The 15,964-nt window shown below is 73.8% G+C and carries 18 protein-coding genes, 1 other RNA gene and 1 pseudogene; 9 read left to right on the top strand and 11 right to left on the bottom strand.

Translation table 11 applies throughout. The annotated features are described in order from the left end of the window. The 4 genes from CWIS_RS17450 to CWIS_RS04900 all read right to left on the bottom strand — a co-directional run bounded on the left by CWIS_RS17450 (position 1) and on the right by CWIS_RS04900 (position 2,072). On the bottom strand, positions 1–855 hold the full coding sequence (locus CWIS_RS17450) for a helix-turn-helix domain-containing protein (protein ID WP_231583663.1): 855 nt from the start codon (positions 853–855) through the stop codon (positions 1–3). Positions 856–857: 2 nt separating this feature from the next. Continuing rightward, positions 858–1,106: a hypothetical protein gene (locus CWIS_RS04910; protein ID WP_048342132.1), complete on the bottom strand. Its 249-nt coding sequence runs from the start codon at positions 1,104–1,106 to the stop codon at positions 858–860. Between the two features lie 64 nt (positions 1,107–1,170). Continuing rightward, positions 1,171–1,887 carry a hypothetical protein gene (locus tag CWIS_RS04905; protein ID WP_048342131.1) on the bottom strand — a complete coding sequence of 239 codons (717 nt, stop codon included), beginning with the start codon at positions 1,885–1,887 and terminating at the stop codon, positions 1,171–1,173. Next, positions 1,884–2,072: a helix-turn-helix domain-containing protein gene (locus tag CWIS_RS04900; protein ID WP_048342170.1), complete on the bottom strand. Its 189-nt coding sequence runs from the start codon at positions 2,070–2,072 to the stop codon at positions 1,884–1,886. The genes CWIS_RS04905 and CWIS_RS04900 overlap by 4 nt, the downstream gene beginning before the upstream one ends. A gap of 92 nt (positions 2,073–2,164) precedes the next feature. Here CWIS_RS04900 and CWIS_RS04895 point away from each other — a divergent pair, with 92 nt between their 5' ends. Genes CWIS_RS04895 through CWIS_RS04885 form a run of 3 tightly spaced genes read left to right on the top strand, consistent with a single transcriptional unit; the run spans position 2,165 to position 4,305 of the window. Continuing rightward, positions 2,165–2,755, top strand: a complete 591-nt coding sequence (locus CWIS_RS04895; protein WP_082156226.1) for a helix-turn-helix transcriptional regulator — start codon at positions 2,165–2,167, stop codon at positions 2,753–2,755. Then, the gene (locus CWIS_RS04890) at positions 2,730–3,821 is read left to right on the top strand and encodes a site-specific integrase (RefSeq protein ID WP_048342169.1); all 1,092 of its coding nucleotides are present in this window, start codon (positions 2,730–2,732) and stop codon (positions 3,819–3,821) included. Before CWIS_RS04895 ends, CWIS_RS04890 begins: the two co-directional genes overlap by 26 nt. Continuing rightward, the gene (locus CWIS_RS04885) at positions 3,811–4,305 is read left to right on the top strand and encodes a hypothetical protein (RefSeq protein ID WP_048342129.1); all 495 of its coding nucleotides are present in this window, start codon (positions 3,811–3,813) and stop codon (positions 4,303–4,305) included. The genes CWIS_RS04890 and CWIS_RS04885 overlap by 11 nt, the downstream gene beginning before the upstream one ends. 27 nt (positions 4,306–4,332) lie before the next feature. On the opposite strand, the gene rnpB is transcribed toward CWIS_RS04885, so the two are convergent. After that, an RNA gene (gene rnpB / locus CWIS_RS17455) (RNase P RNA component class A) lies at positions 4,333–4,729 on the bottom strand. Positions 4,730–4,789: 60 nt separating this feature from the next. On the opposite strand from rnpB, the gene CWIS_RS04880 reads away from it, so the two are divergent. The 4 genes from CWIS_RS04880 (at position 4,790) to CWIS_RS04865 (ending at position 7,613) form a co-directional block, all read left to right on the top strand. Further along, positions 4,790–5,209: a VOC family protein gene (locus tag CWIS_RS04880; protein WP_048342128.1), complete on the top strand. Its 420-nt coding sequence runs from the start codon at positions 4,790–4,792 to the stop codon at positions 5,207–5,209. Positions 5,210–5,278: 69 nt separating this feature from the next. Next, a complete protein-coding gene (locus CWIS_RS04875) occupies positions 5,279–5,611 on the top strand; it encodes a DUF6191 domain-containing protein (RefSeq protein WP_048342127.1) in 333 nt (110 codons plus the stop codon). Between the two features lie 53 nt (positions 5,612–5,664). Next, entirely contained in the window at positions 5,665–6,444 is a 780-nt protein-coding gene (locus tag CWIS_RS04870; RefSeq protein WP_048342126.1) for a YaaA family protein, read from the top strand. After that, positions 6,441–7,613 carry an SLC13 family permease gene (locus CWIS_RS04865; protein ID WP_048342125.1) on the top strand — a complete coding sequence of 391 codons (1,173 nt, stop codon included), beginning with the start codon at positions 6,441–6,443 and terminating at the stop codon, positions 7,611–7,613. Before CWIS_RS04870 ends, CWIS_RS04865 begins: the two co-directional genes overlap by 4 nt. A 93-nt stretch (positions 7,614–7,706) precedes the next feature. Here the strand turns inward: CWIS_RS04865 and CWIS_RS04860 are convergent, their stop codons facing one another. The 5 genes from CWIS_RS04860 to CWIS_RS04840 all read right to left on the bottom strand — a co-directional run bounded on the left by CWIS_RS04860 (position 7,707) and on the right by CWIS_RS04840 (position 13,036). Then, positions 7,707–8,912 carry a bifunctional RNase H/acid phosphatase gene (locus CWIS_RS04860; RefSeq protein WP_048342124.1) on the bottom strand — a complete coding sequence of 402 codons (1,206 nt, stop codon included), beginning with the start codon at positions 8,910–8,912 and terminating at the stop codon, positions 7,707–7,709. Beyond that, entirely contained in the window at positions 8,909–9,649 is a 741-nt protein-coding gene (locus CWIS_RS04855) for a zinc ribbon domain-containing protein (RefSeq protein WP_048342123.1), read from the bottom strand. The genes CWIS_RS04860 and CWIS_RS04855 overlap by 4 nt, the downstream gene beginning before the upstream one ends. A 79-nt stretch (positions 9,650–9,728) precedes the next feature. Next, positions 9,729–10,916: a Nif3-like dinuclear metal center hexameric protein gene (locus CWIS_RS04850; RefSeq protein WP_048342122.1), complete on the bottom strand. Its 1,188-nt coding sequence runs from the start codon at positions 10,914–10,916 to the stop codon at positions 9,729–9,731. A gap of 50 nt (positions 10,917–10,966) precedes the next feature. Beyond that, entirely contained in the window at positions 10,967–12,136 is a 1,170-nt protein-coding gene (locus tag CWIS_RS04845; protein ID WP_048342121.1) for a hypothetical protein, read from the bottom strand. A 69-nt stretch (positions 12,137–12,205) separates the two neighbouring features. Further along, positions 12,206–13,036 (bottom strand): MOSC domain-containing protein, encoded by an 831-nt coding sequence (locus tag CWIS_RS04840; RefSeq protein ID WP_048342120.1) that lies wholly within the window; start codon positions 13,034–13,036, stop codon positions 12,206–12,208. A gap of 199 nt (positions 13,037–13,235) precedes the next feature. Here CWIS_RS04840 and CWIS_RS04835 point away from each other — a divergent pair, with 199 nt between their 5' ends. After that, the gene (locus CWIS_RS04835) at positions 13,236–14,981 is read left to right on the top strand and encodes an FAD-dependent oxidoreductase (protein ID WP_048342119.1); all 1,746 of its coding nucleotides are present in this window, start codon (positions 13,236–13,238) and stop codon (positions 14,979–14,981) included. A 62-nt stretch (positions 14,982–15,043) separates the two neighbouring features. Further along, on the top strand, positions 15,044–15,319 hold the full coding sequence (locus CWIS_RS04830; RefSeq protein ID WP_048342118.1) for a metal-sensitive transcriptional regulator: 276 nt from the start codon (positions 15,044–15,046) through the stop codon (positions 15,317–15,319). A 28-nt stretch (positions 15,320–15,347) separates the two neighbouring features. Here the strand turns inward: CWIS_RS04830 and CWIS_RS19240 are convergent. Further along, positions 15,348–15,964, bottom strand: a pseudogene (locus CWIS_RS19240) (hypothetical protein); the annotation flags it as partial.

Below are 15,964 nucleotides of genomic sequence, written 5' to 3'. Positions count from 1 at the left end.
TCAACGGCCTCCGATCTGACGGCGCTCTTGGCGTTCCTGCTGGAGCCCCTGCTCGAGGAGCTCGAGCCCGCCCCGGGCGTGCTCGTCGAGCTCGTCCGGCGCCCCACGCAGGTTCCGCTCGAGGGAGCTGAAGTTCCTGGCCTGGACCGCCTGCTGCGCGGTCTGCGGCTGATGGCGAGCCGGCAACGGCAGATCCGTCCACCGCTCCCCGTTCAGCCACGTGCTCGCGTGCGGGACGAACTGCGCCTCGGGCAGGTTCGGGTCGTCGGCGTACTCCTGGGCCCGCTGGACGAGCGCGGCCGGGTCCTGGCTCCTGATCGCCTTCGCCCACGCCTGCCGTGCGCGCTTCTTGTCGGACCGCCGCGGGTACGCGGCCCAGAACTCCTCGAACATGTCCGGGGCGGTCCCGCTGTGGCTCGCGCGCGGGGGTGAGGGTTCAACTGCGGGTTCAGTGAGGGTTAGTAGAGGGTTCTGGGTGACGCCTACGCCGGGGGCGGGTGACGCCGGCGCCGGGGGTGGGGTGACGCCTGCGCCGGGGGCGGGGGTGACGCCCACGTCAGGGGTGGCGGGCGCGCCGGGGGCGACGCCTACGCCGGGGGTGACCGTGTAGGCGGTGGCCCTTCCACGACGCTCCTCGCGCGCGACCGCGCCGACGCCGACGAGCACGGCCAGAGCCCGCTGGACGTTCCGCTCGTCGCGGTTGACCCGCCGCGCAAGGGTTGCCACCGACGGCCAGGCGCGCCCCTCGTCGTTGGCCGCGTCCGCGAGCACGAGCAGCAGCGCCGGGGCACAGCCCGCGAGCGAACCCGCGGGCTGTGCCTCGATGTACCTCACGGCTGCGGTGAGGGCCTTCATGCTCACTTGCGCCTCCCGTAGCGGTCGGCCAGGTACTCGGCGTCGAACCCCTGCTCACGCAGCTCGGCCACGTACGCCTGCCGCTGCTGCCGCCTGGACTCCCTGCGACGGCGGTGCCGCACCGGCTTGAAGACCATCCGGTCAGGCTTCTCACGAGCCGCCCGGGCACGCGCGGCGGCGTACCTGTCGGCGGTGTCGTCTGAGGCGAGGGCGTCCGCGATCATCGCCCGCACGACCTCGAGGGGCTTCACCCGGCATCAGCCTCCTCAGCGGTGCCCGCCAGCGCGGCACCGTGGCCAAAGCTGGGCCGGGCGTTCATCGAGCAAGGCCCGAAGGACGGACGAGTCCGAGCACGATCCTCCGGCCGAGCTCGGTCGTGCCGTCCTCGAGGGCGTACTCGACCTGCTCGCGGTAGGTCTTGCCGACGATGCCGAAGTGGATGCGGATGTGCTCGCCCTGGCCGGGCGCCCTCCGGTACCGCACGCCCCAGAGCCCCCACTGGTGGTCACCCCTCACACGCTCCTCGTCGGAGGACTCGGCGGTACACCAGTCCGGGCACGGAGTCGCAGGGGGCTTCGGCGTGATGAGCTCGCAGAAGTGGCGCTGCAGGCCTGAGAGCCAGCTCGAGAACTCCCGCACGAGCGGCAGCGACAGCGCGTCGGGCGGGTCGATGACCACGACGAGCGGCGACTCGTCCTCGGACCAGTCCGCGCGCCAACGCTGTACGTGCGCGGACGCCGGCCGACCACCCTGCTCGTCCCACGTCGCGGGCGCCGACAGGTGGACGACACCGCGCTCGAGGCCGTCGCCCCACATGTCGTCGCGGTAGCAGTGGGCGGGGTCGCACCACGAGTAGTGGAACTCGACCGGGTCGCCCTTCTCGAGTGCTCGCTGCTGGCCAGTCGTCATCGGCTCTGCCATGATGATCGTCACGACGCCTTCTCCTTCTGTCTGGTCGGGGATCGAGTCCACGCCCGAGACCGGCTGCAACCGGGGCTCGGGCTTCTCCTTGGTGGCGGTCGCCGCAGTCACGCCGCGCCGCCGGTCGCCGTCTCGTAGGCCTCCTGGATCCAGGCCTCGATGTCCTCGCGCTTGTACATCCGACGACGCCCGAGCTTGAAGCTCTTCGGTCCCTCGCCACGCTGCACCCAGTAGTGGAGCGTTCGCACAGGGATCCGGTATGACGCCGAGGCCTCCTCGATCGTGAGCATGTCCATCTGCTGCACTCCTTAACAGTCGCCTGCAACTCTCAGCATGTCGAGATTGTCACCCTCGCTCACCTGCTGTCAAGCGCAGTACGCTGCTCGCCATGGCAAGTGTCGAGCGACAAGACGTGGACGCCCTCGTTGGCGAGAAGGTCCGTAGCTACCGGGAAGCAAAGGGCATGACGCAGCGCGAGCTAGCGGACGCGCTCGGAAGGCTCGGATGGGACGTCGATGCGACAGCGATCACGCGGATCGAGAAGGGCAGCCGAGCGCTGCGCGTCAACCAGCTCCAGCTCATCGCGGCCGTCCTGGGTGCGCGCGTCACGGGTTTCCTGGTCGACGAGAGGAACCAGGTCAGCCAGCGCGAGGACGCGCTGGTGGACGACTTTCTCCAGGCCCGTCACTCACTGTCGCGCGCCGTGATGAGACTGGGCGTGCTTGTCGACATGTACGACAACGAGCTGCCCGCGCTTCGCGATGCGGTTCGTTCGCTCTCGCCGACCCCGGAGCAGCTGGTCCGACGAGTAATGGACCGAGTCGGCGTTCAGGTCGACGCTTGGACCGAACCAGCGCTGGCCGGCGTCGACTTCCCAGCGGACCTGGCGCCCGACGTCGTGGCGCTCCTCGCGATGCTCATCATTGACCTCGTGACCACAGAGGATGGCGGCGATGGCAAGCATCCAGAAGCGAGCTGACGGCGTCTGGCGCGCCCGCTACCGCGACGCCGCAAGCAAGGAGCACGCGAAGCACTTCGCCCGCAAGACGGACGCACAACGGTGGCTCGACGAGGTCACCGCGAGCATCGTGACGGGCCAGTACGTCGACCCGAAGGCGGGCAGAACCACCTTCCGCGCATACGCCGAGGAGTGGCGCACGATCCAGGCCCACCGCGCTTCGACGCGCGAGCAGGTCGCGCGGCACCTGACGCTGCACGTGTACCCGCGGATCGGCGAGCGTCCGTTGGCGAGCATCCTGCCGTCACACGTCAAGGCGATGTTCGCGCAGATGTCGGAGAGCCTCGGGCCCGCGACCGTCCAGGTGATCCACCGTCACGTGGCCGCGATCTTCAAGGCCGCGGTAGCTGACCGCAAGATCGCGACGAGTCCATGCGTGAAGATCAAGCTCGCGGCCCCCGAGCGGCACCGGGTCGTGCCGATCGAGACCGGCAAGGTGCTCGAGCTCGCGAGCGCCATGCCGGACCGGTGGCGCGCGATGGTCCTCCTCGCGGCCGGGACCGGGATGCGGTTCAGCGAGGTCGCAGGCCTCACGACCGACCGCGTGCAGTTCCTCCGGCGGCTCGTGATCGTCGATCGCCAGCTCGTCGTGCTCACGGGCGTCGCGCCGCACCTCGGGCCGGTGAAGACCGCCTCGTCGAACCGCGAGATCCCACTCCCCCAGAGCGTCGCGGACGCGCTCGCCGCCCACCTGCAGGCGTTCCCCGCCTCACCGGGCGAGCTCGTCTTCACCACGCCCTCGGGCCGCGCAGTGCGCCGGTCTGACTTCGGCGCTGCATGGCGGCCGGCGGTCGCTGCAGCAGGGCTCCCGGGGTTCGTGTTCCACGGCCTGCGGCACTACTACGCCTCGCTGCTGATTCGACACGGCGAGTCCGTCAAGACGGTCCAGGCGCGCCTCGGGCACAAGTCGGCCACGGAGACGCTCGACACCTATAGCCACCTGTGGCCGGACTCGGACGACCGCACGCGCGAAGCCGTCGACCTCGCGCTCAGTGCGCACGACGTGGGGATCACTTGTGAGGCCTGAGCTCCCGAGCGACTACTACGAGGCACTCGGCCGCGTCACGGCCGCTGCGGCGGTGCTGGAGATCACTCTGTACGAGGCCACATGTTGCCTCAGTGGTCACCCGACTGCCCTAGACCTCGAGACGCTGTGGTCCGAGATCTCCCACGGAGTACTCAAGGAATTCGGCGCCGCGGTAGAACGAACGTCCGCCATCCACCTGAAGCCCGCGGCCCGAGACCTCCACAAACGAGCCTCCGACGCGCTCCGAGAGCGCCACGAGGCCGTTCACTCTGCCATCGTGCTGGATCCCAGCACGGACCAGAACTGGCTCGCACATCACCCGAAGACCGGCAGAGAGACCCCGATCGACGCGGCTCGAGTCCGCGAGCTGCGCGACCTCGCGCGTCGCATGTGGTTCATGTGCGAACAGGCGCGGCGCACCGCCATCAGTGCAGCAAGACACCACGCCGCGGACTCCCCGCGGACTGCGGTCGGGACCGAGTAGTCCCGCCGCAGGTCAGAGCCCTTAGGGCGGATGAGTCAGCCGATACGCCGGGTTCTGTCCCCGTGCGCAGTTGCCCGCGCACAGGTGACGGCCATCCATCTACGACGTACGTTGCCGCACGCCTCCAGCGGTCTACCCGGGAGCTCGGGCGGGCAGCCCTCGAGCACTCCCTGTCTGACCTTGCTCCGGGTGGGGTTTACCGAGCCGCACCGGTCACCCGGTGCGCTGGTGGTCTCTTGCACCACCGTTTCACCCTTACCGCCCCGGTCCGGCGAACCGGTCCGGGGAGGCGGTCTGTTCTCTGTGGCACTGTCCCGCGGGTCACCCCGGGTGGGTGTTACCCACCACCCTGCCCTACGGAGCCCGGACGTTCCTCGGCGGACCGACCCGAGGGTCGGACCGACGCGGCCGCCTGGCTGACTCATCCGCGTCGCCGATGCTACCCGCCGAGCGGGGCCGGCCGGTGCGCCCTACGGTGTCGGGCATGGCTCCCGTGGTCTCCCAGCTGACGATCGACTCGCGCGACCCGCACGCCCTCGCGGCCTGGTGGGCGGAGGTCCTGGACTGGCGCTACGTCTGGGAGCCGGCACCGGACGACGACGAGATCGAGATCAGCCCGCCGTCGGGCGACGCGACGAACTGGCTCTTCATCCGCGTGGAGGACGCGAAGTCGACGAAGAACCGCGTGCACCCGGACCTGCGGCCCCCGGACGGATCGGACCAGGCCACCGAGCTCGCGCGGCTCCTGGCGCTCGGCGCCACGCGCGTCGACATCGGTCAGGGCGAGGTCCCGTGGGTGGTCCTCGCGGACCCCGAGGGCAACGAGTTCTGCCTGCTGCGCGGGACGCCGCCGCAGGCGGCCGCCGCCCTCGCCGCCGAGCTCGAGGACAACGCCGAGTCCTGAGCCGGCCACCGCGTGCCGACGGTGACCGGTTCCCGGCGTCGCCTCCCGGGGGCGTGCGAGCATGGGTCGATGGGATGGTGGGTCACCCTTGCGGTCGTGGCGGTGCTGCTCGTCGTCGTCGACCGCCTGACCGCACGCGGCGCGTTCGACCGCTTCCTGGACCGACCGCGCGTCGAGCGCGAGGGGACCGGGTCGATCGGCGGGCTGTTCGACTCGCTCGGGGACGTCTTCCAGCCGAACCGTGAGCACCTGACCGCCGAGAAGGAGCGCCAGCGGCTGGACATCCAGTACGCGGGCGACGACGCGCCGCCGTTCGACCTGGACTCCGGCACGGTCGTGCTCCCGGCCGCGACGAACGAGCCGCCCGGTCCACCGAGGACGCCGGGCGCCGGGACGAACTGACCGCCGCACGGACCGCGTGCGCCGTCGACACCTGCGCGGCCTACAGTCGTCCGGTGCTCGTGCTGCTTCCTCCCTCCGAGGGCAAGACCGCCCCGCGCCGCGGCGCCCCGGTCGACCTCGACTCGCTGTCCCACCCCACCCTGACCCCCGCGCGTGCCAAGGTGCTCGACGCGCTCGTCGAGACCTCGACCCGGCCCGACGCCGCCGCCCTCCTCGGGGTCTCGCCCGGGCTGGCCGACGACGTCGCGCGCAACACGGGTCTGCGCGACGCACCAGCAGCTCCCGCGCGCAGCGTCTACACGGGTGTCCTCTACGCCGCCGCCGGCCTGGACCGGCTGACGCCGGCGCAGCGCAGGCGCGCGGACGGGCACGTGCGCATCTTCTCCGGGCTGTGGGGCGTCGTGACGCCCGAGGACGTGATCCCCGCGTACCGCCTGTCGGGCGGCGTGGACCTGCCCGGCGTGGGCCCGCTGGCGGCGTTCTGGCGCGCGGGCCTGCCCGAGGTGCTCGACGACGAGGCCGACGGCGCGCTGGTCGTCGACGGACGCTCGGCCGACTACGTCGCGATGTGGCGCCCGCCGACCACCGCGGACTGGGTCAATGTGCGCGTCGAGCGTGAGCTCGACGGCAGGCGCGCGGTCGTCTCCCACAACGCCAAGCACGCCCGCGGCGTGCTCACCCGGCACCTGGTCACGCGGCGCCCGCGCCCGCCACGCGACGCCGCCGCGCTCGCGACCGCCGCGAACGAGCTCATCGGGTCCGCGTTCCTCGCGGTCGAGCTCGGGGACCGGCCCGCGCGCGGCCCGCGCACGCTCACGCTCGTCGTCCCATGAGCGCCCCGCCACGCGGTCGTCCGTGGTGGGCGCTCGCCCTGCTCGTGGGTGTGGTGGCCGTCGCCACCGGGTGGCTCCCCCGCGAGGACGCCGTCGCCCTGGCCGAGCGCACCGGTCCGGTGCTGCTGTTCGTCGCGGCGCTCACCGTGGTGGCCGAGCTGTGCGCGGGGGCCGGGCTGTTCGCCGCGGCCGCGGCCGTGGCGGCTCGCGCGGCCCGAGGTCGACGTTGGGTGCTGTGGGCCGGCGTCGTCGTGCTCGCGACGCTCAGCACCGCGGTGCTCTCGCTCGACACGACCGCGGTGCTGCTGACCCCCGCCGTCATCGCGCTCGCTCGTCGGACGCACACGCCGCCCCTGCCGTTGGCGCTCGCCGTGGTGGCGCTCGCGAACACCGCGTCGCTCGTGCTCCCGGTCTCGAACCTCACGAACCTGCTCGCCGACCACGAGATCCGACGGGCGGGAGCGCACTACCTCACCCTCATGTGGGCGCCCGCGCTCGCCGCGATCGTCGTCACGGTGATCGTGCTCGCGGTGCGCGACCGACGCGCCGTCGTCGGCCGCTACGAGCCCGTGCACCCGCCGCACGCCCCCGACACGGTCCTGCTGCGCGTCACGGGCCTCGTGGTCGCCGCGATGGCGGTGGCGTTCGTCGTGGGAGTCGTGCCCGTGGTCGCGGCGTCGGTGGCTGCGGTCGTGCTGCTCGCGGTGACGCTGGCCCGCCGTCGACCGCTGCCGGTGTCGCCGGGCGACATGGTGCCGTGGCGCACGCTCGTGGTCGTCGCGGGACTGTTCGTGCTGGTCGCGACCGCGCACGCGCAGGGTCTCGCCGACGTGCTGCACGGCGCCGCGGGCGACGGGCACGGTCCGGCCGACCTGCTCCGCCTCGCCGCGGTCGGTGCGCTGGCCTCGAACGCCGTCAACAACCTGCCCGCGTTCCTGGCGCTCGATCCGGCCACCGCCGGCGACCCGCTGCGGATGGCCGCGCTCCTCATCGGCACGGGCGTCGCACCGATCCTCACGCCGTGGGGATCGCTCGCCACGGTCCTGTGGTGGCAGCGGTGCCGTCAGGTGCTGCTGGACGTCCCGGTGTGGACGATCGTGCGCCAAGGGCTCGTGCTCGCGCCGCTCGCGCTCGTCGCGTCCGTCGCGGCGCTCGTCGCGACGTCCTGACCTGGCGGCGGCGGGCCGCGCCGAGCCGCCAGGCAGAGCCCGCCGTGGGCGCCGAGCGGATCGACCGTCAGGGAGCGCGCTCTGCGGCCTCCGTCAGGACCAGCCCTCACTCGGGGCCCCGGCCACGGCGATCTCGTGCCGCCGGTCCCCGAACAGCCGGACGATGCTCAGCGACGCGGGAGCGACCCGCAGCTGGCTCCACGACCCCGGGTTCGCGCCCATCGCGAGGCCCAGCGCGGCCCGGATGGCCACCGCGTGCGACACCACGACGACCGTGCGGCCGCGTGACGTCCGGAGCAGCTCGTCGTACAGCGACTCCAGGCGCTCCCCCACGTCGACGATCGACTCGCCGTCGGGGGGCCGCACGTCGGCGCGCGTGTGCCACGGCTCGAGCTGACCCGGCCAGCGCTCCTCGATTTGCACCGCGGTCAGGCCCTGCCACTGCCCGAAGTCGGCCTCCTTGACCCGGTCGTCGGTGTGGACGGGCAGACCGAGCCGCTCGGCGACGATCCCCGCGGTCTCCTGCGTGCGGACCATCGGCGACGCGCGCACCTCGCTCGGGTACTCGATGTCGCCCCACAGGTCGCGGCCCACGCGGTGGACGAGCGCCGCGGCCGCACGTGCCTGCGCGCGACCGTGCTCGTTGAGCGGCGGACCGGGCTCGCTCGAGCCCGAGTAGCCGCGCGAGACCGTCATCGCGGTCTCGCCGTGCCGCACCAGGACGACCGTCACCGGCGTCTCGTCGTCGAACCGCACACCGGCTCCCGACGGCCGCGGCACGCGCCCCGTGCCGGGGTCCGGCGCGGAGCCGGACGGCGCAGAGGCGGACGGCGCGGAGCCGGGGGGTACGGACGGGCTCGCCTCGGGGGCGTCGTGGTCGGTCACGATCGCAGTCTTCGCGTCCATCGCCCGGTTCGCCAGCCGGTCCGCAGCACCGTTGTCGGCGCGCGGCACCCACGTCCAGGTCACGGTCGCGGGGTCGACGAGAGCGCGCGCCTCGTCGGCGAGCCGTCGCATGTCGTCGTGCTTGATCTTCCACTCGCCGCTCATCTGCCGGATGACGAGCTGGGAGTCCATCCGGACCTCGATCGTCGCGCTCGGGTCGATGGCGAGCGCGGCACGCAGGCCCGCGACGAGGCCCGAGTACTCGGCGACGTTGTTCGAGGCGATGCCCAGGTACTCGGCCCGTTCGGCGAGCACGCGGCCGGTCGCCGCGTCGCGCACGAGCGCCCCGTACCCGGCGGGCCCCGGGTTCCCCCGGGAGCCGCCGTCCGCCTCGACGACGAGCCGGCGCGTCACTGGCCCTCGGGCAGCCGGACCAGGATGCGACCGCACTCCTCGCACCGCACGACCGCGTCTTCCGGCTTGGCCTTGATCCCGTCGAGGTCGAGCGGGTTCAGCTCGAGACGGCAGCCCTCGCACCGGCGTCCGCGCAGCGCCGCGGCTCCCGAGCCGCCGAGCTGAGCGCGCAGCCGGTCGTACAGCGTGACCAGTCCCGCGTCGAGGCCCGTCGCGACCGTGGCGCGCTCGGCCTGCACCTGCGCCACCTCGGCGTCGAGCTGCGCGAGCGCGGCGTCGCGCTGCGCCTCGATCTGCGACTTGCCCGTGACGAGCTGGGCGTGCGCGTCCTGCACCTCGGTGAGCGCACGTTCGTGCGCCTCGAGCCGCTCCATGACCTCGAGCTCGACCTCCTCGAGGTCACCCTGGCGCTTCGCGAGCGACTCGAGCTCGTGCTGCAGCGCCTGCAGGTCCTTCGCGGTGCCCTGGCCGCTGTCGAGCCGGCTCTGGTTGCGCGCGGCGCGGTCACGGACCTGCTGCACGTCGGCCTCGGCCTTGGCCAGCTCGCGCCGCAGGTCGGCCACGGCCGTCTGGGACGTGACGAGCGCGGTGTGCAGGTCGGCGACCTGCGCGTCGAGCTCGGCGATGCGCGCGAGCTCGGGAAGCGTCCGGCGCTTGTGCGCGAGCTGGTCGAGGCGCGTGTCGAGCGCCTGCACGTCGAGAAGTCGTCGCTGGTCCGCTGCGGGGGCGTTCGGCACGGGTGTCCTTCCGGCGCCCGCCCGGTGGGGCGGGTGTGGGGCTGGTGCGGGTGGGCTGGTCTGTCGCTGTGGTCGTCGGTCAGCTCGGGGCGTCGGCGCGGCTCGCGCGTCCCGTCCACGGGTCGGTGCGCCGCACGCTCACGCGGGTCTCCACCGTAGTGCCCAGGGCCTGCAGATCGGCCGCCAGGTCGCGTGCGGCGAGAGCGAGCCACGGCCACTCGGAGGCGAAGTGCGCGAGGTCGACGAGGTAGGGGGTCGCCGCGCGGCCGGACCGGGCGGCGTCGAACTCGGCGCGCTCGCGCTGCTCGGAGGCCGGGTGGTGGCGCAGGTCGGCGGTGACGTAGACGTCGGCCCCGGCTGCGCGCACGTCGTCGAAGAACGGGTCGCCCGACCCGCCGACGACCGCCACGCGCTCGATCGTCGCGTCGGGGTCGCCCGCGAAGCGCACCCCCTGCGCCGTGGCGGGCGTCGCGTCGGCGGCCGCCTGCGCGAAGGCCCGCAGGGTCGTCGGCTGCGGCAGGCGGCCGACGCGGCCGGTGCCGGTCGGGCCCGTCAGGCTCGCGAGCTCGAGCACGTCGAACGCGGGCTCCTCGTAGGGGTGCGCGGCCCGCATCGCCGCGACGACCGCGCTGCGGCGCGCGCGCGGCGCGACGAGCTCGACGCGCGCCTCGACGACCGTCGCGCGCTCCCCGACCGCCCCGATCGCGGGCGACGCCCCCGCGAGCGGGGTGAACGTCCCCTCGCCGGTGGTCGTCCACGCGCACCGCTCGTACTGGCCCACGGCCCCCGCACCGGCGCCCGACATCGCGTCCACGACGGCCTCGGCGTCGGCCACGGGGACGAACACCAGGTGCTTGTCGAGCGGCGCGACGGGGTCCGCGACGAGCGGGACGACGTCGAGCAGGCCGAACGCGTCGGCCAGGGCGTCGGCCACGCCGCCGGTCGCCGCGTCGGCGTTGGTGTGCGCGGCGAGCAGCGCGCACCCGCCCCGCACGAGCCGGTGCAGCAGCGCGCCCTTGAACGTGGTCGCGGCGACGGAGTGCACGCCGCGCAGCAGCAGCGGGTGGTGCGTCACGACGAGGTCGGCGCCCCACTCGAGCGCCTCGTCCACCACCGTCGCCACGGGGTCCACCGCGAGCAGGACCTTGCGCACGGGTGCGTCGGGATCGCCCGCGACGAGCCCCACGGCGTCCCACGGCTCCGCGGTCGCAGGCGGGTAGCGCTGCTCGAGGAGACGGACGACGTCGGCCAGGCGGGGTGCGCTCACACGAGCACGCTACCGGCGACCACCGGCGCCACGGATCAGGCATGAGGGGGTCATGGCGTCACCCAGGTCGCTGGGCCGATCGTGCCGACGCTGACGTCGTGCCCGTCGACGCCGCCCGGCTTGTAGGCACGCACCCAGTACCCGCTCGACGCCGGCGCGTCCCAGACCACCGTGAACCGGCCGTTGGCGCGCACGCGGCTCGACGCCTCGGTGCGCCACGTGCGCCCGACGAGCCGCTGCAGGTGGATCGCCGGGTTCGCCGCGGCGAGGACCGACGGTGCGGGCCACGCGTTGCCGGTCATGACCACGTCGCCGCGCTCGGCCGCGAGCCGCGCCCTCGCCTGCCACTTCACGGGCGGTTCGAGCTGGCCCGTCGCGGCGACCGTCAGGTACCGGCGCGCGCCGGAGCCCCACCCCGCGAGCGACCCGACGAAGCGCGTCTCCCCCACGCCGTACGTGGGCAGCGTGAGCACGCCGGACGACGAGGACCGCAGCGGGAACACGGTCGGGTACTGCGCGAGGAACTGCGGCGTGACGAGCGTGGTCCGCCAGGTCCAGTCGGGCTTGTCGACGACCCCCGGGCTCGACGCCGCGCTCACCGCCCCGGCGACCGGCGCCCGGTCGTCGCGCCGCACGAGCCGGAGCTGTGGCGTCCACCGTTCGGCGCCGGTCACGACCTTCACGGGGGCGTTCAGCACCTCGTACTCCCACGGGAGGCTCGGCGGCCCGCTCACCACGACGCGCGGTCCGCCCGCCACCGGGATCGTCGTCGTCGCCAGGTCGTCGTCCGTGACGACCAGCCGGGTGACGGTGATCGTGCCCGTCGAGACCGACGTGACGACCGCCGTGCCCGTCCAGGTCCCTGACGTCGACGTGCCCGCGGTCCGGTCCAGCCGGTCCCAGTACAGCTCCGACCGCCGGAGGTCGGTGGGGCGCACCGTCGTCGAGGGCACGACGCTCGCGTAGCCGACCGGGTACGGCTCGGTCTCGAAGTTCGTCAGGGTGTCCGGCAACCCGTCGGGGTCGCTCAGGCGGACCTCGAGCTCGAGCTCGGTGTACCCGCCGGGCATGCCGGGCCGAGTGTCGACGACCGTGAGGCCGTCCAGCGTCGTGGGCGTGTCCTCGGCCGCCGAGGCCGGGGCGAACGACGCGAGCGACGCAGTCGTGATGACCGCGACGGCCGCGAGCGTGAGCGGACGGCGTGCAGAGTGCGGGCCCATGGCGGCTCCTCGTCGAGCGGACCTCTCGGTGGGTCCACCGTACGACCACCGCACCGCGCGTGGAGACCGTCAGCCCAGCGGGACCACGGGGTCGCCGACGACGAGCTCGCCCGCGGTCTCCGGCACGAGCCGCACGCCGAACCAGACCTTGCCGTCCGCGCGACGGTGCCGGGCGAGCGTGCGCGTCGGCTCCCGACCCGTGCGCAGGGTCGTCAGGTCGACCGTCGTCATCACGCAACGGTCGCACCGCTCCGCGAAGCGCAGCACGACGTCCCCCACGCGCACCCGCTGCCAGGCGTCCTCGGCGAACGGCTCGAGGTCGCCGTCCACGACGAGCGTCGGCCGGAACCGCTCCATCGGGAGGGGCGCGTGGTCCTGCTCGGCCGCGAGCCAGTCGTTGAGCGCCCCGAGCGACGCGGCGGTCGTCAGGAGCACGGGCGCCGCGTCGGCGAGGCTCAGCGGGTCGCCGGGGCGCCCACCGTGGTGCGTCGACACGCTGCGTCGTCCGGGGTCGTCCAGCCAGACGAGCCGCACGGCGCGACCGAGCGCCGCCGACAGCCACGCGTCGACGTGCTCCGGGCACCCGGTCGCCCAGCCGACGCGCGACAGGGTCACGCCGACGCGCGGGCCGTCGCGCGGTTCCTGGACGACGATCGGGGCGAGGCCGGGCGCGGAGAGCTCGATCGCACCGTCGAGCGGGCGCGCCGTCAGGCCGAGCATGATCGGCACCTCGCGCGCGGTGACTGTGTCCCCGGCCCCGTCGACGACCATCCACCGCCGGTCGCCCCGCGGACCGAGCCGGTCCAGTGCCAGCCGGGAGACCTCGACCCCGCGCAGGGATTTCACGGGACGCACGGCGAGCGTCGAGACGTGGAGAGCCGGGCGGGTGGGGGCGGTCATGCGTCGTCCCTTCGATGCGAGCATGCAGGAGGGCGGTGCAGGTGGGTCGGTGCAGTTGGGTCGGTGCAGTCGGGGCGGTGAGTCGGGGCCGCTGGTTCCCGACTCCGCTCATGGCGGCCCGGGGGCAAGTATCGCCTGGCCAGACGCCTGTCGGCGGCCCGTCGTTGATATACCCCCAGGGGTATCGTACGATCGTGGCATGAGCTCAGCAGCGACGACCCCTAAGCCCCGCGAGCAGGCGCGCCCCGAGGGCGCCACGCGGATCGTCATCGTCGGCGGCGTGGCGGGCGGCATGAGCTGCGCCGCGCGCGCCCGGCGTCTCGACGAGTCCGCCGAGATCGTCGTGCTGGAACGCGGCGCGCACGTCTCGTTCGCGAACTGCGGCCTGCCGTACCACGTGGGCGACGAGATCCACGACGCCGACCGCCTGCTCGTGCAGACCCCTCAGTCCCTGCGGGCAGCCCTCGACCTGGACGTCCGGACCGGGCACGAGGTCACCGCGGTCGACGTGGAGCGCCAGTCGGTCCGCGTCCAGACGTCCGAGGGCGCCTTCGACCTGGGCTACGACGCGCTCGTCCTCGCGCCGGGGGCCCGGGCGACCCGACCGCCGATCGAGGGCCTCGACTCCCCCCGCGTCCGCACGCTGCGCACCGTCGAGGACGCGGTCGCGCTGCGCGGGCTGGTCGACGACGGCGCCCGCCGTGCCGTCGTGCTCGGCGCCGGCTTCATCGGGCTGGAGGCGGCCGAGGCGCTCGCGCACCGCGGTGTCGACGTGACGATCGTCGAGCTGGCCGCGCACGTGCTGCCCCCGCTCGAGCACGAGCTCGCGCACCTCGTCACGCAGGAGCTGCGCTCGCTCGGGGTCACGGTCCGCGCCGGGGTGTCCGCCACGGCGATCGAGCCCGGTGACGACCAGGACGTCGTCGTCCTGGCGGACGGCACGCGCATCGACGCGGACCTCGTGGTCCTGTCCGTGGGCGTGCGCCCGAACACCGAGGTGTTCGAGGCGTCGGGGATCGAGTGCGAGCGCGGTGCGATCGTCGTCGACGAGCACGGGCGCACCTCCGCCGACAAGGTGTGGGCCGTCGGCGACGCAGTCGTGTCGACCGACGCCGTCACCGGGCTGCGGCGCCCCGTCCCGCTCGCCGGCCCCGCCAACCGCGCGGGCAGGCTCGTGGCCGACGACATCCTGCGGCCGGGCACCGCGCGCGCCATCCCCACCCCGCTCGGGACCGCGATCGTGCGCGTGGGCGCCCTGACCGCCGCCACCACCGGCGCCAACCGCGCGGCGCTCGCGCTCGCCGGCCGCGCGTTCCGCACGCTGCACCTGCACCCCCTGCAGCACGCGGGGTACTTCCCGGGCGCGAGCCAGATGCACCTCGTCGTGCACGTCGACGCGGACTCCGGCCTGGTCCTCGGCGCCCAGGGCGTCGGGCACGACGGCGTCGACAAGCGCATCGACGTCCTGGCCACGGCGATCCGCTCCCACCTGCACATCGGCGACCTGATCGACCTCGACCTCGCCTACTCCCCGCCCTACGGGCAGGCGAAGGACGCGGTCAACCTCGCGGGCATGGTGGGCTCGAACGTCATGGACGGCACGCTGCGACTCTGGTACGCCGAGGACCTCGACCAGGTCCGGCAGGAGGCGCTGCTGCTCGACACGCGCACCGCGCAGGAGTACGCCACCGGGCACCTTCCCGGCTCGCTCCACATCCCGCACACCGAGCTGCGCGGACGCCTCGACGAGGTCCGTGAGGCCGCGCAGGGCAGGCCCGTGCGCGTGCTGTGCGCCTCCGGGGTGCGTTCGGCCATCGCCCACCGCGTGCTCACGCAGGCAGGGTTCGACTCCGCATCGCTCTCGGGCGGCATGCTGACCCTGCGCGCCGCGCTCGGCGACCGTGCCGGCCGCGCCCTCGTGACGCCCGAGCTCGTCCCGGCATGACCGCCACACCCGAGCACGACCCGTCCACCCGTCCGTCCAGCTCGCCCACCCGAGGAGCACCCGTGGCCACGAACGACACCGACGCCCAGCGCCGCGTCCTGAACCGCCTGCGCCGCGCGCGCGGCCAGCTCAACGCCGTGATCGACGCGGTGGAGGCGGGCGGCTCGTGCCGCGACGTCGTCACCCAGCTCGCGGCCGTCTCGTCGGCCCTCGACCGCGCGGGCTTCGCGATCATCGCGACCGCGATGAAGGACTGCGTCATCGACCCCGACGGGGTCAACCGCGCCGAGGGCATCACGACCGAGGAGCTCGAGAAGCTCTTCCTCACCCTGGCCTGACGCCCAGCCCCCGCACGACCGGCAGCACCTACCAGACGCGGGTCCGGCCCGACCCCGTCGTCAGGCCCGCAAGGGGGCCGGCGGCGTACGACGTGCCGCCGGACTTCACCATGCCGACCAGGTCCACGTCGGCCCGGAGCGCCGACCCGTCGGGCGCCTCGAACTCGGCGGCCGGGAAGTGCGCGTACCCCAGCGTGGCGCCGTCCACGGGCGGCACCGTCGCGAGGTCGACGCCCGCCGGCAGGGTGATCTCGAGGTGCACCTCGGCGCCCTCGTCGGCGACGGTCACCTGCACCTCGTCGTCGGGCGCGAGCACGAGCGGCCGGACCTCCGCGTGGAACGCCTTCGCGCCGTTCGCGTACACGTTGTCGCGGATCTGCACCGGCAGCGTCTTGCCGTGGAACTGCGCGTGGTCGCCGAGGGACGGGTCGAGCCGGGCCCGGTACTCCTCCATCGTCGTCGGGTAGGCGTCGTACCCCGCGGTCCCGTAGCCGGCCGCGCGGTGGTGGGCGCCGCCGGCGTACGCGTCGTCGACGTCGCCGCCCAGGAACACGTTGCCGATCCACCGGTCGTCGCCGCCCGGGACGACCGCGAAGCCCGCGACCTGGGTCGAGTGCGGCACGTGGTACGGCGTGGAGCGGTCCA

The organism is Cellulomonas sp. A375-1, assembly GCF_001040865.1.
GTDB classification, from domain to species: Bacteria; Actinomycetota; Actinomycetes; order Actinomycetales; family Cellulomonadaceae; genus Cellulomonas; species Cellulomonas gelida.
Note: the sequence above shows the minus strand (reverse complement) of the source record. Positions and strands in the feature narration are given on the sequence as shown.